General features: G+C 67.0%; 20 protein-coding genes. 19 read left to right on the top strand and 1 reads right to left on the bottom strand.

Going from position 1 to position 19,760, the window contains the following annotated elements; all coding sequences use genetic code 11:
- The first annotated feature begins 242 nt into the window (after positions 1 to 242).
- The 19 genes from ACVJ6E_RS21555 (at position 243) to ACVJ6E_RS21465 (ending at position 19,071) form a co-directional block, all read left to right on the top strand.
- Positions 243 to 1,220, top strand: coding sequence for a sugar-binding domain-containing protein (locus ACVJ6E_RS21555; protein ID WP_208996679.1), 978 nt, complete (start codon positions 243 to 245; stop codon positions 1,218 to 1,220).
- Between the two features lie 36 nt (positions 1,221 to 1,256).
- Complete coding sequence (locus tag ACVJ6E_RS21550; RefSeq protein WP_120269203.1) at positions 1,257 to 2,249, top strand: BMP family ABC transporter substrate-binding protein; 993 nt, start codon at positions 1,257 to 1,259, stop codon at positions 2,247 to 2,249.
- A 79-nt stretch (positions 2,250 to 2,328) separates the two neighbouring features.
- Positions 2,329 to 3,324, top strand: coding sequence for a BMP family ABC transporter substrate-binding protein (locus ACVJ6E_RS21545; RefSeq protein ID WP_120268420.1), 996 nt, complete (start codon positions 2,329 to 2,331; stop codon positions 3,322 to 3,324).
- On the top strand, positions 3,321 to 4,859 hold the full coding sequence (locus ACVJ6E_RS21540) for an ABC transporter ATP-binding protein (protein ID WP_120268421.1): 1,539 nt from the start codon (positions 3,321 to 3,323) through the stop codon (positions 4,857 to 4,859). The genes ACVJ6E_RS21545 and ACVJ6E_RS21540 overlap by 4 nt, the downstream gene beginning before the upstream one ends.
- On the top strand, positions 4,856 to 5,962 hold the full coding sequence (locus ACVJ6E_RS21535; RefSeq protein ID WP_120268422.1) for an ABC transporter permease: 1,107 nt from the start codon (positions 4,856 to 4,858) through the stop codon (positions 5,960 to 5,962). The genes ACVJ6E_RS21540 and ACVJ6E_RS21535 overlap by 4 nt, the downstream gene beginning before the upstream one ends.
- 13 nt (positions 5,963 to 5,975) lie before the next feature.
- Complete coding sequence (locus ACVJ6E_RS21530) at positions 5,976 to 6,944, top strand: ABC transporter permease (protein WP_120268423.1); 969 nt, start codon at positions 5,976 to 5,978, stop codon at positions 6,942 to 6,944.
- A 20-nt stretch (positions 6,945 to 6,964) separates the two neighbouring features.
- Positions 6,965 to 7,375 (top strand): cytidine deaminase, encoded by a 411-nt coding sequence (gene cdd / locus ACVJ6E_RS21525; protein WP_120268424.1) that lies wholly within the window; start codon positions 6,965 to 6,967, stop codon positions 7,373 to 7,375.
- The gene (locus tag ACVJ6E_RS21520) at positions 7,372 to 8,184 is read left to right on the top strand and encodes a purine-nucleoside phosphorylase (RefSeq protein ID WP_120268425.1); all 813 of its coding nucleotides are present in this window, start codon (positions 7,372 to 7,374) and stop codon (positions 8,182 to 8,184) included. The genes cdd and ACVJ6E_RS21520 overlap by 4 nt, the downstream gene beginning before the upstream one ends.
- Entirely contained in the window at positions 8,177 to 8,953 is a 777-nt protein-coding gene (gene deoC / locus ACVJ6E_RS21515) for a deoxyribose-phosphate aldolase (protein ID WP_120268426.1), read from the top strand. The genes ACVJ6E_RS21520 and deoC overlap by 8 nt, the downstream gene beginning before the upstream one ends.
- Before the next feature lie 4 nt (positions 8,954 to 8,957).
- A complete protein-coding gene (gene deoA, locus ACVJ6E_RS21510) occupies positions 8,958 to 10,280 on the top strand; it encodes a thymidine phosphorylase (protein ID WP_120268427.1) in 1,323 nt (440 codons plus the stop codon).
- A gap of 84 nt (positions 10,281 to 10,364) precedes the next feature.
- Positions 10,365 to 11,585 (top strand): phosphopentomutase, encoded by a 1,221-nt coding sequence (locus tag ACVJ6E_RS21505; RefSeq protein WP_120268428.1) that lies wholly within the window; start codon positions 10,365 to 10,367, stop codon positions 11,583 to 11,585.
- Between the two features lie 229 nt (positions 11,586 to 11,814).
- A complete protein-coding gene (locus ACVJ6E_RS21500) occupies positions 11,815 to 12,678 on the top strand; it encodes a phytanoyl-CoA dioxygenase family protein (RefSeq protein WP_120269204.1) in 864 nt (287 codons plus the stop codon).
- Between the two features lie 3 nt (positions 12,679 to 12,681).
- On the top strand, positions 12,682 to 13,704 hold the full coding sequence (locus tag ACVJ6E_RS21495) for an adenosine deaminase (protein WP_120268429.1): 1,023 nt from the start codon (positions 12,682 to 12,684) through the stop codon (positions 13,702 to 13,704).
- A 143-nt stretch (positions 13,705 to 13,847) separates the two neighbouring features.
- Positions 13,848 to 14,477 (top strand): uracil phosphoribosyltransferase, encoded by a 630-nt coding sequence (gene upp, locus ACVJ6E_RS21490; RefSeq protein ID WP_067220079.1) that lies wholly within the window; start codon positions 13,848 to 13,850, stop codon positions 14,475 to 14,477.
- A gap of 48 nt (positions 14,478 to 14,525) precedes the next feature.
- Entirely contained in the window at positions 14,526 to 15,290 is a 765-nt protein-coding gene (locus ACVJ6E_RS21485; RefSeq protein WP_120268430.1) for an SDR family oxidoreductase, read from the top strand.
- Positions 15,291 to 15,339: 49 nt separating this feature from the next.
- Complete coding sequence (locus ACVJ6E_RS21480; protein WP_120268431.1) at positions 15,340 to 16,263, top strand: ribokinase; 924 nt, start codon at positions 15,340 to 15,342, stop codon at positions 16,261 to 16,263.
- Positions 16,264 to 16,411: 148 nt separating this feature from the next.
- Positions 16,412 to 16,924, top strand: coding sequence for a TIGR02281 family clan AA aspartic protease (locus ACVJ6E_RS21475; protein WP_158592661.1), 513 nt, complete (start codon positions 16,412 to 16,414; stop codon positions 16,922 to 16,924).
- 93 nt (positions 16,925 to 17,017) lie between these two features.
- Complete coding sequence (locus tag ACVJ6E_RS21470; RefSeq protein ID WP_120268433.1) at positions 17,018 to 18,043, top strand: aldose epimerase family protein; 1,026 nt, start codon at positions 17,018 to 17,020, stop codon at positions 18,041 to 18,043.
- Positions 18,040 to 19,071, top strand: coding sequence for a histone deacetylase family protein (locus ACVJ6E_RS21465; RefSeq protein ID WP_120268434.1), 1,032 nt, complete (start codon positions 18,040 to 18,042; stop codon positions 19,069 to 19,071). The genes ACVJ6E_RS21470 and ACVJ6E_RS21465 overlap by 4 nt, the downstream gene beginning before the upstream one ends.
- Before the next feature lie 8 nt (positions 19,072 to 19,079).
- Here the strand turns inward: ACVJ6E_RS21465 and ACVJ6E_RS21460 are convergent, their stop codons facing one another.
- Positions 19,080 to 19,697, bottom strand: a complete 618-nt coding sequence (locus tag ACVJ6E_RS21460; protein ID WP_120268435.1) for an HAD family hydrolase — start codon at positions 19,695 to 19,697, stop codon at positions 19,080 to 19,082.
- Positions 19,698 to 19,760: the final 63 nt, after the last annotated feature.

Genomic DNA, 19,760 nt, shown 5'->3' with positions numbered 1-19,760 from the left:
CTGCGGCGATCTGCAAGAAACCTGGGCAGTTCCTGCCGGGCGGTCGGCAAAATTTGCCGGGCTCCGCCAGCTTCTCTTGCGAAGGCGCTTGACCTCGGCTGGGGGCTCATGCAGTCTGGCTGAAAGAAATCTCAAGAGCTGAAGAAATTTTCAGCCACGGGTGAGGGGTCCGGCGTTTCGTTCCGACGCGGCATGCGCTGCGCGGTGGCCGTCCCTGTTGAAGCGGGACGACGGACACGGGCATGCAGGCTGGCGACTGGACAACAGACATGGCGATCCGCGCCGCGTGGATGTCCTTCGTCGGCGGAGCGACGCAGGGTGAGATCGCGGCGCGTCTCGGCATCTCGACAGCGCGTGTGCACCGGCTCATCGCCCATGCCCAGAAGACCGGGCTCGTCCGCTTCCAGATCGCCGACCGGCCCTCGGACTGCCTGGAGATCGAGGCGGCGCTGGTCGATGCCCATGGCCTCTCCTCCTGCCTGATTGCTCCCGATATCGGCGGCGGCGACGATGCGTCCGCGATCCGGGCCATCGCCGAGGTGGCCGGCCCGCATCTTGCCAGTCTGCTTGCCAATCCTTCGCTCGTCCAGCTGGGCGTCGGCATGGGGCGCACGCTCAAGGCCGCGGTGGAGATGATGCCGCGCATCCAGCGCCCGGATCTCAGCATCGTTTCGATTTCCGGCTCGCTGACGCGAAAGCTCTCCGCCAACCCGTTCGACGTCGTCCAGCAACTGGCCGAACGCACGGGCGGCGAAGGCTACTATCTGCCCGTGCCGTACCTCGCCGAGACCGTCGCGGAGCGCGACACGTTTCTCGGCCAGCGCAGCGTCCAGGCGCTTCTTGAGCGTGCGCGCGCTTCCGATCTCTTCGTCATCGGCATTGGCTCGGTGGAGGATGACGGGCATCTCATCAGCCGCGACCTGATCTTGCGCGAGGAGCAGCGCGACCTGATCGCGACCGGCGCGGTCTGCGACCTGATGGGCCGTTTCATCGGCCGCGACGGGCGCCTTGTGCCGGCCAAGCTCGGCGACAAGGCCGTCGGGCTGCCCTTCGAGGCCGTTCGCGGCGCGCGCATCGTCGCGCTCGCCGGCGGGCTCGGCAAGCTTGAGGCCACGCGCGCGGCGTTGCGCGCGGGGCTGATCACGGACCTGATCGTCGACGAGAGCCTGGGCCGGGCCCTGGCCGTCGCGGAAGGAGCCAGACAAGCCCGCTCGGCATGACGCCGACGGGAGAACAGGTGGAGGTAAGTCATGGTGATGAAAAGCGTGATCCTCGGGGCCGCAGCGGCAGTCCTGCTCGCCGGTACGGCGCTGGCCCAGGATATCCAGCCGGCGGTCGTCTATGATCTGGGCGGCAAGAACGACAAGTCCTTCAACGAGGCGGCCTTCATCGGCGCCGAGAAGTTCAAGGCCGAAACCGGCATCGACTATCGCGATTTCGAGATCCAGAACGACAGCCAGCGCGAACAGGCGCTGCGCAACTTCGCGCGCCGTGGCGCCAACCCGGTGATCGCCATCGGCTTCCTGCATGCCAATGCGCTGGAGAAGGTCGCCAAGGAGTTCCCGGATACCAAGTTCGCCATCGTCGACATGGTCGTCGATCTGCCGAATGTCCGCTCGATCCTCTTCAAGGAGCATGAGGGCTCCTACATCGTCGGCAAGCTGGCGGCGATGGCCTCGCAAAGCGGCAAGGTCGGCTTCGTCGGCGGCATGGACATCCAGCTGATCCGCAAGTTCGCCTGCGGCTACAAGCAGGGCGTCAAGGAAACCGATGCCGACGCCGAGATCTTCGAGAACATGACCGGCTCGACGGGTGCTGCCTTCAACGATCCGGTCAAGGGCGGCGAGCTCGCCAAGTCGCAGATCGACCGCGGCGCGGACGTGATCTACCACGCCGCCGGCGCCACGGGTCTGGGTGTGCTGCAGGCCGCCGCAGATGCCGGCAAGCTCGGCATCGGCGTCGACAGCAACCAGAACGCCGTGCATCCGGGCAAGGTGCTGACCTCGATGCTGAAGCGCGTCGACGTTGCGGTCGAGAAGGCCTTCACCGATGCCAAGGACGGCAAGTGGACCTCGGGCGTCTATTCGCTCGGTCTTGCCGAGGATGGCGTCGACTGGGCGCTGGACGACAACAACAAGGCGCTGATCACCGATGAGATGAAGGCGGCCGTCGACCAGGCCAAGGCCGACATCATCTCCGGCAAGATCGTCGTCCACGACTACATGGCGAGCGAGAGCTGCCCGTTCTGACGGGAGAAAGCGCGCCGCGGGCATGGCTCGCGGCGCGCGTTGCCCTGAGCCGCAGGGCAGACAACGCGGGACAGCGGTCATGGCGCGTATCGTGAAGACGCTTGCAGCCTTCGCCCTGGTTGGCGGCCTTGCCGTGGCGCCTGCCCTCGGCGAGCCGGCGCTGGTCTATTCCGTCGGCGGAAAGTTCGACGGTTCGTTCAACGAGGCCGCCTTTCGCGGTGCCGAGCGGTTTTCCGCTGACACCGGCGAAAGCTACCGGGACTTCGAGATCGCCCGCGATGCCGACAGCCTGCAGGCGCTGCGGGGCTTTGCCGCGCGCGGGGCCGAACCGGTCGTTGCCATCGGCTACAATCAGGCCGCTGCGGTCGCGTCGGCGGCGAAGGACTTCCCGAAGACGGATTTCTCCATCGTCGACATGGTGGTCGAGGCTCCCAACGTGCGCTCGGTCGTCTTTCGCGAGCATGAGGGCTCGTACATCGCCGGCCTGCTGGCGGCGATGGCTTCGAAGACCGGGACCATCGGTTTCGTCGGCGGCATGGACATACCGATCATCCGCCGGTTTCTCTGCGGCTACCGGCAGGGAGCGGCCTCAGTCTCCCCCGACATCCGCGTTATCTTCAACATGACCGGCGACACGCCGGCAGCCTTTGCGGATCCGGCTCGCGGAGCAGAGCTTGCACGCGGCCAGATCAACCGCGGCGCCGATGTGATCATTCAGGCAGCCGGCGGCACCGGCATCGGGGTTCTGCAGGCCGTGGCCGATGCCGGGGTTCTCGGCATCGGCACCGACAGCAACCAGAACGGCCTTTATCCGGGCCGGATCCTCACCTCGATCCGCAAGCGTGTCGATGTCGCGGTCTACCGCAATTTCGCCGATGCCAAGGCCGGTACGTGGAGCGCCGGCATCGAGGTGCTCGGCCTTGCGGAGGGCGGCATGGACTGGGTGATCGACGACAACAACCGCGCGCTCGTGACCGCGCAGATGGAGGCGGCGGCCGGCGAGGCAGCTGCACGGATCGCAGACGGCACGATCATCGTGCATGACGCGGCCAGCGAGGGGGAGTGCCCGCTGTGAGCGACCAGCTTGCCATCGAACTCGTCGGCGTCGACAAGCGCTTCGGACAGGTCCACGCCAACAAGGACATCCATCTCAAGGTCCGCAAAGGCTCGATCCACGGCATCGTCGGCGAGAACGGCGCGGGCAAGTCGACGCTGATGTCGATCCTCTACGGCTTCTATCACGCCGATTCCGGCGAGATCCGCGTCGACGGCAAGCCGGTTTCGATTCCCTCCAGCCAGGCGGCGATCGCGCTGGGCATCGGCATGGTCCATCAGCATTTCATGCTGGTGGAGAACTTCACCGTGCTGGAGAACATCATTCTGGGCGCCGAAGGCGGGGCGTTGCTCGCCGGCGGCGTGTCCAAGGCGCGGGCCGAGCTGAAGCGCCTTGCCGACGACTACGATCTCAAGGTCGATCCCGACGCCCTGATCGAGGATCTTCCCGTCGGCCTGCAGCAGCGGGTGGAGATCCTCAAGGCGCTGTTCCGCAGTGCCGATATCCTGATCCTGGACGAGCCGACCGGCGTCCTGACCCCGGCGGAAGCCGACCATCTCTTCCGGATCCTGCGCGTGCTGCGCGACGAGGGAAAGACGGTGCTGCTGATCACCCACAAGCTGCGGGAGATCATGGCGGTGACCGACGAGGTCTCGGTTATGCGACGCGGCGAGATCGTCGCCACCCGCCAGACCTCGAAGACTTCGATGGGCGAGCTTGCCGAACTGATGGTCGGCCGCCGCGTGCTGCTGGAGGTGGAGAAAGGTCCGGCCGAACCGGGACGACCGGTGCTCACGGTGGAGAACCTCACGGTGCGCGATGGGCGCGGCGTGGACGTCGTGCGCAACGTCTCGCTGGAGGTGCGCGCCGGCGAGATCGTCGGCATTGCCGGCGTCTCCGGCAACGGCCAGTCCGAGCTGCTGGAGGCGATTGCCGGCATTCGTGCCGTGACTTCGGGAACCGTCACTGTCGACGGAACGCGGGTCGATCTTTCACGCGGAACCAAGAATCCTGCTGACATGCGTGAACTCGGGCTCGCGCATGTGCCCGAGGATCGCCACCGCATGGGGCTGGTGACCCGCTTTCCCGAATGCGAGAACGCCATTCTCGGCTATCACCGCGACCCGTCCTACGGGCGCGGTCCCTTCCTCGATTTCGACCGCATCCGCAAGGCGGCGAAGGTCGAGATCGAGAAATACGACATCCGCCCGGCCGACTGCATGTTGAAGACGGCCAACTTCTCCGGCGGCAACCAGCAGAAGATCGTGCTGGCGCGCGAGATCGAGCGCGATCCGGTCATTCTGCTTGTCGGCCAGCCGACGCGCGGTGTCGACATCGGCGCCATCGAGTTCATTCACAAGCGCATCGTCGCGCTGCGCGATGCGGGCAAGGGTGTCCTTCTGGTGTCGGTCGAACTCGACGAGATCCGCGCGCTGGCAGACCGGGTGCTGGTCATGTTCGACGGGCAGGTGGTCGGCGAGCGCGCACCGGAGACGGCAGAAAGCGAGCTGGGCCTGCTGATGGCGGGTGCAAGCGGACAGGAGGCGGCGGAATGACGGCGGGACAGCTTCCGCGCTGGGTCGACTACGGGCTGATGCCGGCGCTCAATGTCGCCGCTGCCTTTCTGGTCTCGGGCCTGGTGGTGCTGCTGATCGGCGAGAACCCGGTCGAGGCGGTCAAGGTACTGGTGTGGGGCTCTCTCGGCTGGAACGAGGGCATCGGCTTCACCCTGTTCTACGCGACCAACTTCATCTTCACCGGCCTTGCGGTGGCCATCGCCTTCCATGCGGGCCTGTTCAACATCGGCGGCGAGGGGCAGGCGTATCTGGGCGGCCTCGGCGTCGCCCTCGCCTGTCTTGCGCTCGACCGGTACGTCCCCTGGTGGGTGACGCTTCCCTTCGCGGTGCTGGGCGCTGCCGCCTTCGGCGCGGCCTGGGCCTTCATCCCGGCGCTCCTGCAGGCCAAGCGCGGCAGCCATGTCGTCATCACGACGATCATGTTCAACTTCATCGCCGCCTCGATGATGGTCTACCTGCTGGTCAACCTGCTGTCGAAGCGGGGATCCATGCAGCCGGAAACACGGACTTTCGAAAGCGGCGGCCGCCTGCCGCTGCTGCAGGATGTGCTGCCCGGAACGGACTTCGGATCCGCGCCGGTGAACCTCTCCTTCCTGTTGGCGCTCGCCGCCTGTCTGCTCGTCTGGATCGTCGTCTGGCGCACCCGGCTCGGCTACGAGATCCGCACCTTCGGCGCCAACCCGGTCGCGGCCGTCTATGCCGGCATTTCGCCGCTGCGCATCACCGTCGTCACCATGCTCATGTCGGGCGGTCTCGCAGGCATGATGGCGATCAACGAGATCATGGGCTCGCAGCACCGGTTGCTCATCGAGTTCGTGGCCGGCTACGGCTTCGTCGGCATCGCCGTCGCACTGATGGGCCGCGCACATCCGATCGGCATCGTCTTCGCCGCCATCCTGTTCGGCATGCTCTATCAGGGCGGCGCGGAACTGGCCTTCGAGATGCCGACGATCACCCGCGACATGATCGTTGTCATCCAGGGGCTGGTGATCCTGTTCGCCGGGGCGCTGGAGCACATGTTCCGCCCGGTGCTGCTTCGCATCTTCGGCGTGCTGGCCGCCCGGCCGGCGCCGGCCGCGTGAGGGGAGGGGAGAGATGTTCGAAACCCTGATCTTCGTGCTCGACAGCACCGCCCGGCTTTCCACGCCGCTGCTGCTTGCGGCCCTTGCCGGCCTGTATTCGGAACGGTCCGGCATTTTCGACATCGGCCTTGAGGGCAAGATGCTGGGCGCGGCCTTCGCTGCCGGCGCAGCGGCCGCGGTCAGCGGGTCTGCCTGGATCGGCCTTGGCGCCGGAATTCTGGTTTCGGTGGCGCTGGCGCTGGTGCACGGCTTTGCCTGCATCACCAATCGCGGCAACCAGATCGTCTCCGGCGTTGCCATCAACTTCCTGGCGATGGGGCTGACCGCCCTGCTCGGACAGGCCTGGTTCGGCCAGGGCGGGCGCACGCCGGCGGTGAGCGGGGACGCCCGCTTCGGCGACGTCACATGGCCCTTCGCGGCGGAGCTGCGCGACGTCCCGGTGATCGGCGGGCTCTATTCGGAGCTTCTGTCCGGCCACAACATCCTCGTCTACGCCGCCTTCCTCGCCGTGCCCTTCTCCTGGTGGGTGCTCTACCGCACGCGCTTCGGACTGCGCCTGCGCGCGGTCGGCGAGAACCCCGGCGCGGTCGACACGGCCGGCATCTCCGTTACCTGGCTGCGCTATCGCGCCGTGATCTGCACGGGCATCCTGTGCGGCTTCGCCGGCACCTATCTCTCCATCGGCCAGTCGGCGAGCTTCATCGCTAACATGACCGCCGGCAAGGGCTTCATCGCCCTGGCAGCCCTGATCTTCGCCAAGTGGAAGCCGGTGCCGGTGATGTTCGCCTGCCTGCTCTTCGGCTTCCTCGATGCCGTGGCGATCCGCCTTCAGGGCCAACAGGTCCCCGGCATCGGCGAAGTTCCGGTGCAGGCGATCCAGGCCCTTCCCTACATCCTGACCGTGGTTCTGCTTGCCGGCTTCATCGGCAAGGCGGTCCCGCCGCGCGCCGGCGGCACCGCCTATGTCAAGGAACGCAGCTGAGCCACGGCAACGAGGACGACATGAGCCGTTTCGACGAATTGTTCGCCGCCGCCAGTGCGGCCCGAGAGAATGCGCATGCGAAATATTCCGGCTTTCGCGTCGGCGCTGCCGTTGTCACCCGCGACGGACGCATCTTCGCCGGCTGCAACGTGGAAAATGCCAGCTTCCCGGAAGGCTGGTGCGCGGAAACCAGCGCGCTCGGGGCGATGGTGTCCGCCGGCGGCCGGCCGGGCGACGTGGTCGAGGTGCTGGTCACCGCGAAGGCGGCGCTGTGCACCCCTTGCGGTGGTTGCCGCCAGAGACTTGCCGAGTTCGCCGGCGACGACGTGCCGGTTCACATCTGCGACGACACCGGGCTGCGCCGTACGCTGACCATGGCGGACCTCTTGCCGGCGCGGTTCGTTCTCAATGACGAGGAGAGGGACATATGAGCGGCTTCGGGCCGGAATGCGCGGAGATTGTCCGCGCCGCAAGACCCGGCGACTACCGTGTCGCAATGGTGTTGGGATCGGGTCTCGGCCAACTGGCCGACGAGGTAGAGGATGCCGTGCGCATTCCCTATTCCAAGCTGCCCGGATTTCCCGTCTCCTCGGTTTCCTCCCATGGCAGCGAACTGGTCGCCGGTCGCCTCGGCGATGTGCCGGTGGTCGTCCTGTCCGGCCGCGCCCATTACTACGAGGGCGGGGGAGCGGACGTCATGCGCACGCCTCTGGAGGCGCTGAAGGCGCTCGGCTGCGACACGCTGCTGCTGACCAATGCGGCCGGGTCCCTGCGCCAGGAGTTTGCGCCCGGCACGCCGATGCTGATCAGCGACCACATCAACTGGTCGGGCCTCAACCCCTTGATCGGCGAGGAAAGCGACCGCCGCTTTCTCGACATGAGCGCTGCCTACGATCCCGACTTCCGCGCCCGTTTGCGGGCGCTCGCTGCCGAAGAGGAGATTTCGCTGGGCGAAGGCGTCTACATGTGGTTTTCCGGCCCCTCCTTCGAGACGCCGGCGGAAATCCGCATGGCGAAACTGCTGGGAGCGGACGCCGTCGGCATGTCGACGGTGCCGGAAGTGATCCTCGCCCGCTATCTGGGCCTGCGCGTTGCCGCGATCTCCACCATCACCAACTACGGCGCTGGCCTGCAGGCGCACGGCCTGTCGCACGAGGAAACCAAGTCGACGGCGCTGATGGCCGTCGACGCGCTGAAGCGGTTGATACGTCGCTTCGTCAAGGATCTTGGAAATGCCTGACATGACACCTGCCGAGGTGGCGCAGCGCGCGCTGCCGCTGGTCGATCTGACCAATCTGGACGAGGCCTGCACCACCGCCGACATCGACGCGCTTTGCACCCGGGCGGCCACGCCCCATGGTCCCGTCGCGGCGGTCTGCATCTGGCCGCGCTTCGTGACCCAGGCCGCGAGCCTGCTCGCCGGCTCCGGCGTGCGCGTTGCGACCGTCGTCAACTTTCCGCAAGGCGGTGACGACACGCTGGCCGTCATTACCGAGACGCGGCAGGCGATCGCCGATGGCGCCGACGAGATCGACCTCGTCATGCCGTACCGCGCCTTTGTGTCCGGCCGGCGCGGCTTTGCCGAGACGCAGATCGCCAGGGTGCGCGAGGCCTGCGGTGACCGGCTGCTGAAGGTCATTCTGGAGACCGGCGAGATCGGCGATCCGCTGCTCGTCCACGCGGCCTCGCTCCTTGCCATCTCGGCGGGCGCCGATTTCATCAAGACCTCGACCGGCAAGGTGAAGGTAAATGCCACGCTGGAGACGGCCGAGATCATGCTGACCGTGATCGAGGAGATCCGCCGCGAGGGCGGCCCGGAGATCGGTTTCAAGCCGGCCGGCGGCATTCGCACCGTTGCGGATGCGGCCGCCTATCTCGCGATCGCCGACCGCATTCTCGGGGCCAACTGGGTCGCCGCCTCGCATTTCCGCTTCGGCGCGAGCGGCCTGCTCGATGCCCTGCTTGCCGCGCTCGACGGGCGCGAGCCGACCAACGCCAAGGGATACTGACCTCATGCTGGCGCAGGAACTGATCCGCAAGAAGCGCGACGGCGGCACGCTCGCCCCGGAAGAAATCGCCTTCTTCGTCAAGGGGCTGACTGACGACAGCGTGTCGGAAGGACAGGTTGCGGCGCTCGCCATGGCCGTCTTCTTTCGCGGCTTGTCGCTGGACGAGCGCGTGGCGCTGACACTTGCGATGCGCGACAGCGGCACGGTGCTCGATTGGTCCGATATCGACGCACCGATCATAGACAAGCACTCGACCGGCGGTGTCGGCGACAACGTCTCCCTGATGCTGGCGCCGGCGCTTGCCGCCTGCGGGGCGGCGGTGCCGATGATCTCCGGCCGCGGCCTCGGTCACACCGGCGGCACGCTCGACAAGTTCGACGCCATCCCCGGTTACAAGACGCAGCCCGACAATGCGCTGTTCCGCAAGGTGGTGCGCGAGGTCGGCTGCGCCGTGATCGGCCAGACGCCGGATCTTGCCCCGGCCGACAAGCGCTTCTACGGCATTCGCGATGTGACGGGGACGGTCGAGAGCCTCGACCTCATCACCGCCTCGATCCTGTCGAAGAAGCTCGCCGCCGGCCTGCAGGGCCTCGTTCTCGACGTGAAGTGGGGGACGGGAGCGTTCATGGCGACGTTCGACGAGGCGAAGGCACTGGCCGAAAGCCTGGTGACCGTCGCAAATGGCGCCGGCTGCCGCACCAGCGCGCTGCTCACCGACATGAACGAGCCGCTGGCCTCGGCTGCCGGCAATGCGGTCGAGATGCGCAATGCCGTCGACTTCCTGACCGGCCGCGCGATCGACAACCGACTGTTCGACGTCACGGTGGCGCTTGGTGCCGAAGCCCTTGTTCTCGGCGGTCTTTGCGCCGATGCCGGGGAGGGCGCCGAGAAGATGCGCGAGGCCTTCGCCAGCGGCGCGGCGGCCGAGCGCTTCGCCAGGATGGTTTCGGCCCTCGGCGGTCCGGCGGATTTCGTGGAAAAGGCAGAAGCCTATCTGGCTGCAGCGCCCGTGGAATTGCCGGTCTATCCGCAGGAACCGGGCACGGTTGTCGGGGTCGACACGCGCGCCATCGGCGTTGCGGTGGTCGAACTCGGCGGCGGTCGTCGCCGCGCCAGCGACGTGATCGATCCGGCGGTGGGGCTGGTTCATCTGGCCGGCATTGGCCACTCGGCCGACAGCGATGCGCCGCTTGCCATCGTCCATGCCGCCGACGAGGTCTCGGCACGCCGGGCGGCGGAGGCGGTGCGCGCAGCCTATCGGCTCGGCTCGCCGCGCGACGTGGAAGATCGGCCCGTCGTCGTGGAGCGTATCGCGCCGTCCGCTTGACGGCGGCCCGGATCGGGAACCGGGTTTTCGGAACTGCAATGGGGCGGGGCACAACCGCCCGGCAACGACAAACGGGGAAACCTCATGGCACGCGCGATCCTGTGCGTCTTGGACAGTTTCGGTATCGGCGGGGCGCCGGATGCTGCCCGCTTCGGCGACGAGGGGGGCGACACGCTCGGTCACATCGCGAGCGCCTGCATGCGTGGGCAAGGCGACCGCGAGGGCCTGCGCTCCGGTCCGCTGTCCCTGCCCAACATGACGGCGCTCGGCCTCGCCCGTGCGGCGCAACTGGCTACCGGCAAGGTGCCGGAGGGCATGGACGGCTCCGTCGAGCCGGTCGGCATCTTCGGCGCCGCGAGCGAGACCTCGCGCGGCAAGGACACGCCGTCCGGCCATTGGGAAATCGCCGGTGTGCCGGTCGCCTTCGACTGGGGCTATTTCCCGGATACGGTTCCGACCTTTCCGGCCGAACTGACCCAGGCGATCATCCGCGAGGGCGGGGTGCCGGGCATCCTGGGCGATACCCACGCCTCCGGCACGGTGATCATCGCCGAACTCGGCGAGGAGCATGTGCGCACCGGCAAGCCGATCTGCTACACCAGCGCCGACTCCGTCTTCCAGATCGCCGCGCACGAGGAACACTTCGGCCTTGAGCGGCTGTATCGTCTTTGCGAGACGGTGCGCCGTCTGGTCGATCCCTACAATATCGGCCGGGTGATCGCGCGGCCCTTCATCGGCGATGCCGCCTCCAGCTTCGAGCGCACCGCCAACCGGCGGGACTATTCGGTGCTGCCGCCGGAGCCGACTTTGCTCGACCGTGCGGTCGCGGAAGGACGCCGGACGCTGACCGTCGGCAAGGTCTCCGACATCTTCGCCCATCAGGGCGTGTCGGAAGTTCTCAAGGCGGCCGGCAACGACGCGTTGTTCGATCGCACGCTGGAGGCGATGGACAAGGCCGTCGACGGCGATCTCGTCTTCGCCAACTACATCGACTTCGACAGTCTTTACGGCCACCGGCGCGACGTGCCGGGCTATGCGGCAGCGCTGGAGGCGCTGGACCGTAGGCTGCCGGAACTGCTGGAGCGGCTGCGGCCGGACGACCTGCTGATCCTGACCGCCGATCACGGCTGCGATCCGACGTGGCGCGGCACGGACCACACCCGCGAGCGGGTGCCGGTGATCGGCCTCGTCAAGGGGGGCGAGCCGAAGGAAATCGGCGTTCGCGACACGTTCGCCGATATCGGCGAGAGCATTGCGGCACATCTGGGCATCGCGCCCGGAAACCACGGGACGTCCTTCCTCTGAAGCCCGCCCTCCCACTGGTCACCCGAATCTGCAGTTCGTCACATTTGGCAGCAAGCTCTCAACGAACTTCAGATTCAAAAGGGTGACTAGCAAGTTTATGTTTCTATTGTGGTTTTCGAATTTGAAATACGCTCCGGCGGTTGCCGTAAAACGAGGCGTATTTCAAATTCACCACACTAAACTGAAGGGGCCGACTCGGCATTGCCGATGCCCCGAAATGGAGACGCGCATGACCGCACGGTCCTTTTCCGCACCGAGGGACGGAGTTCTGACCCCGGAGATGCAGAAGGCCTATGCGCAGGACGGCTTCCTCGTGCTGACCGGCTACAAGTCGGCGGAGGACTGCGATGCGCTGAAGGCCCGCATGTCCGAGCTGATCGACGCCTTCGATCCCCAAGAGCATGCCTCGGTCTTCGAGACCGGCGCCCAGAGCCATGCCCGCGACCGTTATTTCCGCGAAAGCGGCGACAAGATCCGCTTCTTCTTCGAGGAGGAGGCCTTCGACGAGGACGGCCGGCTGCAGCGCGACAAGCATGTGGCGCTGAACAAGGTCGGCCACGCCCTGCATGATCTCGATCCGGTGTTCGAGCGGTTCTCGCGCGATCCCCGGCTTGCCCGCACGGCCGAGGGTCTTGGTCTTGCCGCGCCGCTGCTGGCCCAGTCCATGTATATCTTCAAGCCGCCGGAGATCGGCGGCGAGGTCAACTGCCACCAGGATTCCACCTTCCTGCACACGGAGCCTTTGTCCTGCACCGGCTTCTGGTTCGCACTGGAAGACGCCGACGAAACCAATGGCGGCCTGCTCGGCGGTCCGGGCGGGCATCTGGCGCCGCTGCGCCAGCGCTTCCACTATGACGGCGAGGCGCTGGTGATGGAGCCGCTGGACGATACGCCGCTGTCCGGCGACGTGCCGCTGGTCGCCCCCAAGGGCACTTTGGTGGTGCTGCACGGCCTGGTGCCGCACCGCTCGGCGCCGAACCGTTCGCCGCGCTCGCGCCATGCCTATGCTCTGCATCTGGTCGACGGGGCCGCCCGCTGGTCGCCCGACAACTGGCTGGTGCGGGCACCGGAAAACCCGATGCGTGGGTTTTAAGGCATGCCGGCAAGCGCCAGCACGCAGCCCCTGGTCCCCAAGGCGGAGCTGCATGTGCATGTCGAGGGCGCCGCGCCCGCCGATCTCGTGCGGCGCCTTGCCAAGCGCCACGGTCAGGATATCGAAGGGCTCTTCGACGAGCGCGGCCGCTATCTGTGGAGCGATTTCTCGCAGTTTCTTGCAGCCTATGACCGCGCGAGCCGGGTCTTCCGCACGCCGGAGGACTATGCGTTGCTGTCCGGTACCTATCTGCGCATGCTGGCGGCGGAAGGGGCGATCTATGCCGAGCTGACGATCTCGCCGGACCATGCTGCCGGCGCGGGCCTGTCCTATCGCGACTATGTCGCTGGCCTTGCCGAAGGCATTGAGCAGGCCCGTGCCGATACCGGCATCGAGGCGAGGATGATCGCCATCGGCGTGCGCCATTTCGGGGCCGGTGCGGTCGAGCAGGTGGTGAGGCAGGTCATCGCCGCTCCGCATCCGCTGGTCACCGGTTTCGGTCTTGCGGGCGATGAGCGCGAGGGCCACGCAGCGAGTTTCGCGCGCGCCTTCCGCATGGCCGGCGAGGCCGGGCTCGGCCTGACCGCCCACGCGGGCGAGGTCTGCGGCCCGGAAAGCGTGACCGCCGCTCTCGATTTCCTGCGCGTGCGGCGCATCGGCCATGGCGTGCGCGCCGTGGAAGACCGGGCCGTGGTCGAGAGGATCGCGGAAGAAGGCATCGTGCTTGAAGTCTGCCCCGGCTCCAATCTGGCGCTCGGGCTCTATTCCAACCTGCGCTTCCATCCGGTCAACCTGCTGCGCCGCGCCGGCTGCCGCATCACGCTGAATTCCGACGACCCGCCGTTCTTCGGGACCACGCTGGGACATGAGTATCGCAGCTGCGCCGAGACCTTCGCCTGGCCCGAGGACGAGCTTCTGGCGATCACGCGCAATGCGATCGCTGCAGCGTTCTGCGACGAGGACACGCGACGGGGGCTGGTCCTGCGCCTGTCGGACCACGTGGGTCTGCGCGGCGGCGGGATCTGAGAAGGGAAGTCGGTGGACGGGACGGATGCGGCGATCTTGCGCCTGTTCCGCTTGCCCGCCGGTTGATCTATGACAGGACAGGGAGCCGGTGGGGGCTTTCCGGGGGCGGCGGCCTCCAAACAGAGCGAGCGGAGAGGCGCGAGATGAGCGGAGCAACCGTAATCGATCACCCGATGGTGCAGCACAAGCTGACGCACATGCGGATGAAGGAGACCTCGACCCAGGGCTTCCGCCGCCTGTTGCGGGAAATCTCGGTACTGCTGACCTATGAGGTGACCCGCGATCTGCCGATCACCACGGTAGAGATCGAAACCCCGCTGCAGACCATGTCCGCGCCGATCATCGAGGGCAAGAAGCTGGTCTTCGCCTCGGTCCTGCGCGCCGGCAACGGGTTGCTGGAAGGCATGCTGGAGCTGGTGCCGGCTGCCCGTGTCGCCCATATCGGCCTGTACCGCGACCCCAAGACGCTGCAGCCGGTCGAATACTATTTCAAGGCGCCGGAAGACCTCGCCGAGCGCCTCGTGGTCGTCGTCGATCCGATGCTGGCAACGGCCAATTCGGCGATTGCCGCCGTCCAGCGGCTGAAGGAACGCGGCGCCACTCAGCTGCGTTTCCTCTGTCTCCTGGCTGCGCCGGAAGGCATCGAAAAATTCAATGCCGCACATCCGGACGTGCCGATCTTCACTGCCGCCATCGACGAGCGGCTGAACGAGAAGGGCTACATCGTGCCCGGTCTCGGCGATGCCGGAGACCGCATGTACGGCACCAAGTAGCGCCGCAACCCGGCGGCGCCGGTGTCTTGAGCTGACGGGAGAAGCGACATGACAGCCGAGGCGGTCTATCCGGACCTGAAGGGCAGAACCGTAGTGGTGACCGGCGGGGGCGGGGGCATCGGCGCCGAGATCGTCCGCCAGTTCGCCGCGCAGGGCGCCCGCGTCGGCTTCATCGACGTCGGCGAGGAGGCGTCCCGCCGTCTCGTTGCGGAACTGGAAGGGGGCGGCGCAGCTGTCCGCTTCGTCCGTGCCGATCTCACCGATGTCGAGGCGACCCGCGCGGCAATCGCCGAGCTGCGCGAAGCGCTCGGCCCCATCTCCATCCTGGTCAACAACGCGGCCCATGATGAGCGCCACCGGCTGGAAGAGGTAACGCCCGAATACTGGGACAGCCGCATGGCGGTGAACCTCAAGCACCAGTTCTTCTGCTCCCAGGCGGTGGTGGGCGACATGCGCGCGCTTGGCGGCGGCGCCATCGTCAACATGGGGTCGATTTCCTGGATGATCGGGCAGGGTGGCATGGCCGGCTACACGGCGGCCAAGTCTGCCGTCGTCGGGTTGACGCGTTCGCTCGCCCGCGATCTTGGTCCGGACAACATTCGGGTCAACTGTATCGCGCCGGGGTGGATCATGACCGAGCGCCAGATCGCCCTGTGGCTCGACGAGGCCGGCGAGCGCGAGATCATGGAACGGCAATGCCTCAAGCGGAAGCTCGTACCGGCGGATGTGGCTCGGGTTGTGCTGTTCTTCTGCTCGGATGCGGCGGCCGCCTGTACCAACCAGACCTATATCGTCGACGGCGGCTGGATCTGAGCCCGCCAGAGACGTTGCTATCGTCCGCCAGACCGCAGGAGCAGGCCCCGTGATCACCGTATTCGGCTCCATCAACCTGGATCTCGTCGTCTCCCTGCCGCGCCTTCCCGCGCCGGGCGAAACCGTGGTCGGTCCCGACCACCAGACCTTCGCCGGCGGCAAGGGCGCCAATCAGGCGCTGGCGGCAGCGCGCGCGGGGGCGCAGGTCCGGATGATCGGCGCGGTCGGCCACGACGCTCATGCCGAGGCCGCGCTCGCCAATCTCGAACGCGCCGGGGTCGATCTCACCGGCGTCCGCCATCTCGACGGGACCACCGGCATCGCCATGATCGGGGTCGATACGAAGGGCGAGAACCTCATCATGTGCGCCAGCGGCGTCAATGCCCGCGTCGTTGCGGATTGGCTGGACGGCCGGTTGGCGCGAGGCGATCTGCTGGTTCTCCAGCGCGAGCTGAGCCCGGGGCCGATTGCCGAGGCCATCACCCGTGCGCGGCTGTGCGGAGCGCGTGTGCTGCTCAATGCAGCTCCCTCCGGCGATGCGGAGCTTGCCCGTCTGGTGCCAGATGTCGATGTCGTCGTCGCCAATTCGGTCGAGGCGGCCGAACTCGCCGGTGCGCTCGGCGCGGGCGAGACGCCGGTGCCTGAGGCGCATTGCGCAGCGCTTTCCGGCGAAGAGCGTCTTGCCGTCGTCACCCTGGGCGCGCGCGGGCTGATCGCGCAAAAGGGCAAGACACGCTGGCAGGTTTCGGCGCCTGCCGTCGAAGTGGTCGACACGACCGGTGCGGGCGATGCCTTCGTCGGTGCTCTTGCCGCAGCCCTCGACCGAGGGGCCGAGATCGGCCGCGCCTTGCTGGAGGGCACGGCCGCCGGGGCTCTGGCTTGTACGGCGAACGGTGCGCAATCCTCTTCGCCCGAGGCCTCCGCCATTGCAGCGCTTGCCGACACGCTCGTGTGCGAAACGCTGAACGCCTGAGCACCGCCGATCCATCGAATTTTATCGTTCCGGGTAGTGAACCGGAAACCGCGTTTGCATGTGCCGCGCGGGCCTTCATCCCTTGCTAAGCGCTGCCGTGGGATCGTTCCCGCCTGATCTTGACTGGTTAAGGGCAGGGGGAGGAGCCATGGCACGCTATCTGATGATCGCCGCAATCGTCGTCGTGGCCGCGTCTTTGGCGCCCGATCTCCTGCGCGACTATCTCCAGCAGGCGCCGATCGTCGCGGCGGCTCGCGAGGAGGCGCCCGAGCCTGCGGCAACGGCTGGTCCGCGCACACTCGTCCTCAAGGCCGGGCGCAACGGCCATTACGAGGTCAGCGCCCATATCAACGGACGTCCGGTCCATTCTCTGATCGACACCGGCGCGTCGACGCTGGCCCTTCCCTCCGAGGTCGCGGCCCTGTCCGGCGTTCGCCCGGCCCGTGCCGACTATGTCGTCAAGGTGCGCACGGCCAACGGTATCGCGCTTGCGGCGCCCGTCACCTTGCGCGAGCTGCGCCTGGGAAGCATCCGCCTCAACAATGTCGAGGCGCTGGTCATGCCGGAGGGCGCGCTGGAACTGCCGCTGATCGGCATGTCCGTGCTTGGACGCCTTGCCAAGGTCGACATCCGCTCCGGCACGATGCGGTTGATACAGTAGCCCTTGCGGGTGATTTCGCAGCCCGTCCCGCTATAGTGTCCTCCGCCTGCGCATCAGCGCCGGGCCTGCCAGGGATTGCGGGAACCACCTGAAATGAGCGTCAGTCAGTTCGGCCAGCTTGCCGATGGAACGCCGGTCGAGCGCGTCGCCATCGCGCGCGGCGGGCTGTCGGTCAGCATCATGACGCTGGGGGCCGCCATCACGGACCTGCGCGTCGGTGGCCGCGGCGTGGTGCTCGGCTTCGACGACCTTGCCTCCTATCTCGCTCATTCGCCCTATTTCGGCGTGATCGCCGGCCGCCACGCCAACCGCATTGCCGCAGGGCGCTTCCGGCTGGACGGCAGGGACATCGAACTCGAGCGCAACGAGGGCGGACGCCACCACCTGCATGGCGGGGCAAAAGGCTTCGCCCGGCGGCTCTGGTCCCTGCGGGAGGCCGGGCCCGACCATGCGATGCTGGCGCTGACCTCCGAAGATGGCGATGCGGGCTATCCGGGCCGTGTCGAGGCGAGCGCCCGCTACGAGATCCCGCCTGCCGGCGACCGGCTGCGCATCGTGCTGGAGGCGGTAACCGACCAGCCGACGCTGGTGAACCTTGCGACCCACAGCTACTTCAACCTCGACGGCTCGCCGGACATCGGCGGTCACCTGCTGCAGATCGAGGCCGATGCCTATCTGCCCGTCGACGGCGAGGCGATCCCGACCGGCGAGGCGCGCCCCGTCGCGGGAACGCCGTTCGACTTCCGCTGCCTGCGCCGGATCGACGGACATGGGGGAGATATCGCCCATGACCACAATTTCTGCCTCTCTGCCGTGCCAACGTCCGAACCGCGCCCTGTTGCACGCCTTGTCGGGAGGGAGAGCGGTATCGCCATGGACGTAGTGACGAGCGAGCCCGGCCTCCAGCTCTACGACGGCTACAAGCTCGCCGTAGCCTGTCCGGGGTTGGAGGGGCGCATCTACGGGCCGCGTGCGGGTCTCTGCCTGGAGCCGCAACGCTGGCCGGACAGTCCCAATCATCGGCACTTCGCCGGAGCCGTCCTGCGACCGGGCGAGCTCTACCGGCAGGTGACGGAGTATCGATTTTCTCAGGTCGGGCATGAGGATTTGAAGCCATGAAGACCGTATTTTCCGCCGGCCAGCTGGCCCACGACCCCAAGCAGGAGATCTCCGACGGCATGTTGAAGCCGGCTGTCGAGATCCCCTCCCGCGCCGAGATGGTTCGCGAGGCGGTGCTGGCGCGTGGACTCGGTGAGCTGCTGGAGCCGGACGATTTCGGCATGGAGCCGCTCGCCCGTGTCCATGATGCCGGCTATCTCGCGTTCCTGGAGAGCTTCTGGACCCGCTGGACCACCGCTGGGCGGAGCGGTGAGGCCTTTCCCTTCGTCTGGCCGGTGCGCGGGCTCAACATCGATCCGGTGCCCGATCACATCGACGGTCTGCTCGGCCGCTATTCGTTCGATGCCGGCACGCCGCTTGGCGAGCACACGTTCGCGGCAGCGCGTGCCAGCGCCAATTCCGCGCTGACCGGTGCCCGTCTCGTTGCCGGCGGCGAGCGCGCTGCCTTCGCCCTGTGCCGCCCGCCGGGGCATCACGCGGCGGCCGATTACTACGGCGGCTATTGCTTCCTCAACAATGCGGCGATTGCCGCGCAGTGGCTGCGCGATGCCGGCGCGGAGCGTGTCGCCGTGCTCGATGTCGATTACCACCACGGCAACGGCACCCAGTCGATCTTCTATGAGCGTTCGGACGTGTTGTTCCTGTCGATCCACGCCGATCCGCGCGAGGAATATCCCTACTTCCTCGGTCATGCGGCCGAGACGGGTGCGGGCAAGGGCGAGGGCTTCAACGCCAACTATCCGCTGGAACTGGGCGCCGACTGGGATGTGTGGTCGCAGGCGCTTGCCGCATCGCTCGATCGTATCGCGGCTTTCCGCGCCGACACGCTCGTGATCTCTCTCGGCCTCGACGCCTACGAGAAAGACCCGATCTCGCGGTTCCGCCTCGTCCACGACGATTTCACGCGCATGGGTGCTGCCCTTGCCGCCGCCGGCCTTCCGACCCTCTTCGTCATGGAAGGCGGGTATGCGGTCGACGCGCTCGGCACCAACTGCGTCAACGTGCTGGAGGGGTTCGAGGCCGGCTGACCGCCGATCTAGAGCGGGAAACCGTGCTCGATCAGGGCAGCTCTCAGCGCGGGGGCATCGGTAAAGTGGATGGTATGCATGCCCACGGATCGTGCCGCTGCGACATTGGCCGGGCTGTCGTCGATGAAGACGGTGCGCTCCGGGGTGAGGTCGTTGCGCGAAAACAGCACCTGGTAGATCCGCGGATCCGGCTTCACCAGCCGCTCATGCGCGGACACGACCACGTCGATGAAGCTGTCGGCAAGGAACGGGAAGCGGTCTTCGCACTCGGCGAATTTCTCGGACGAAAAATTCGTGATCGCATAGAGCGGGACACCCGCCTGCTTCAGTGCGGTAAGGATCGCGACGCTGCCCGGTACCTCGCCCGGCACCATTTCGTGCCAGCGCGTGTCCCAGGCCAGGATCTCCTCGCGGTGGTCGGGACGCCGCGCCAGCGCCTCCGCGATGCCCTCGGCAAAGCTGCGGCCCCGGTCCTGCTCGAGATTCCACTCCGGCGGCAGCACCTCGGCGAGAAATCGGTCGGCATCCGCCTCGTTCTGGAAGATGCTGCGATAGAGCAGGCGCGGATCCCACTGGATGAGGACGTTGCCGATGTCGAAGACCACGGTGTCGGGGCGGTTTGCCATGCAGGGATCTCGGGATTGCGGGCGCTGCGGCCCTGGAACACACTGACGGGATGAGAAGACTGG

The organism is Stappia sp. G46H5W, assembly GCF_058448995.1.
Note: the sequence above shows the minus strand (reverse complement) of the source record. Positions and strands in the feature narration are given on the sequence as shown.

What these genes read in the sequence shown, in the direction of transcription:
- ACVJ6E_RS21555 (WP_208996679.1), top strand. Translation starts at nt 243, where the DNA reads ATGCAGGCTGGCGACTGGACAACAGACATGGCGATCCGCGCCGCGTGG.
- ACVJ6E_RS21550 (WP_120269203.1), top strand. Translation starts at nt 1,257, where the DNA reads ATGAAAAGCGTGATCCTCGGGGCCGCAGCGGCAGTCCTGCTCGCCGGT.
- ACVJ6E_RS21545 (WP_120268420.1), top strand. Translation starts at nt 2,329, where the DNA reads ATGGCGCGTATCGTGAAGACGCTTGCAGCCTTCGCCCTGGTTGGCGGC.
- ACVJ6E_RS21535 (WP_120268422.1), top strand. Translation starts at nt 4,856, where the DNA reads ATGACGGCGGGACAGCTTCCGCGCTGGGTCGACTACGGGCTGATGCCG.
- ACVJ6E_RS21530 (WP_120268423.1), top strand. Translation starts at nt 5,976, where the DNA reads ATGTTCGAAACCCTGATCTTCGTGCTCGACAGCACCGCCCGGCTTTCC.
- cdd (WP_120268424.1), top strand. Translation starts at nt 6,965, where the DNA reads ATGAGCCGTTTCGACGAATTGTTCGCCGCCGCCAGTGCGGCCCGAGAG.
- ACVJ6E_RS21520 (WP_120268425.1), top strand. Translation starts at nt 7,372, where the DNA reads ATGAGCGGCTTCGGGCCGGAATGCGCGGAGATTGTCCGCGCCGCAAGA.
- deoC (WP_120268426.1), top strand. Translation starts at nt 8,177, where the DNA reads ATGCCTGACATGACACCTGCCGAGGTGGCGCAGCGCGCGCTGCCGCTG.
- deoA (WP_120268427.1), top strand. Translation starts at nt 8,958, where the DNA reads ATGCTGGCGCAGGAACTGATCCGCAAGAAGCGCGACGGCGGCACGCTC.
- ACVJ6E_RS21505 (WP_120268428.1), top strand. Translation starts at nt 10,365, where the DNA reads ATGGCACGCGCGATCCTGTGCGTCTTGGACAGTTTCGGTATCGGCGGG.
- ACVJ6E_RS21500 (WP_120269204.1), top strand. Translation starts at nt 11,815, where the DNA reads ATGACCGCACGGTCCTTTTCCGCACCGAGGGACGGAGTTCTGACCCCG.
- ACVJ6E_RS21495 (WP_120268429.1), top strand. Translation starts at nt 12,682, where the DNA reads ATGCCGGCAAGCGCCAGCACGCAGCCCCTGGTCCCCAAGGCGGAGCTG.
- upp (WP_067220079.1), top strand. Translation starts at nt 13,848, where the DNA reads ATGAGCGGAGCAACCGTAATCGATCACCCGATGGTGCAGCACAAGCTG.
- ACVJ6E_RS21485 (WP_120268430.1), top strand. Translation starts at nt 14,526, where the DNA reads ATGACAGCCGAGGCGGTCTATCCGGACCTGAAGGGCAGAACCGTAGTG.
- ACVJ6E_RS21475 (WP_158592661.1), top strand. Translation starts at nt 16,412, where the DNA reads ATGGCACGCTATCTGATGATCGCCGCAATCGTCGTCGTGGCCGCGTCT.
- ACVJ6E_RS21470 (WP_120268433.1), top strand. Translation starts at nt 17,018, where the DNA reads ATGAGCGTCAGTCAGTTCGGCCAGCTTGCCGATGGAACGCCGGTCGAG.
- ACVJ6E_RS21465 (WP_120268434.1), top strand. Translation starts at nt 18,040, where the DNA reads ATGAAGACCGTATTTTCCGCCGGCCAGCTGGCCCACGACCCCAAGCAG.
- ACVJ6E_RS21460 (WP_120268435.1), bottom strand. Translation starts at nt 19,697, where the DNA reads ATGGCAAACCGCCCCGACACCGTGGTCTTCGACATCGGCAACGTCCTC.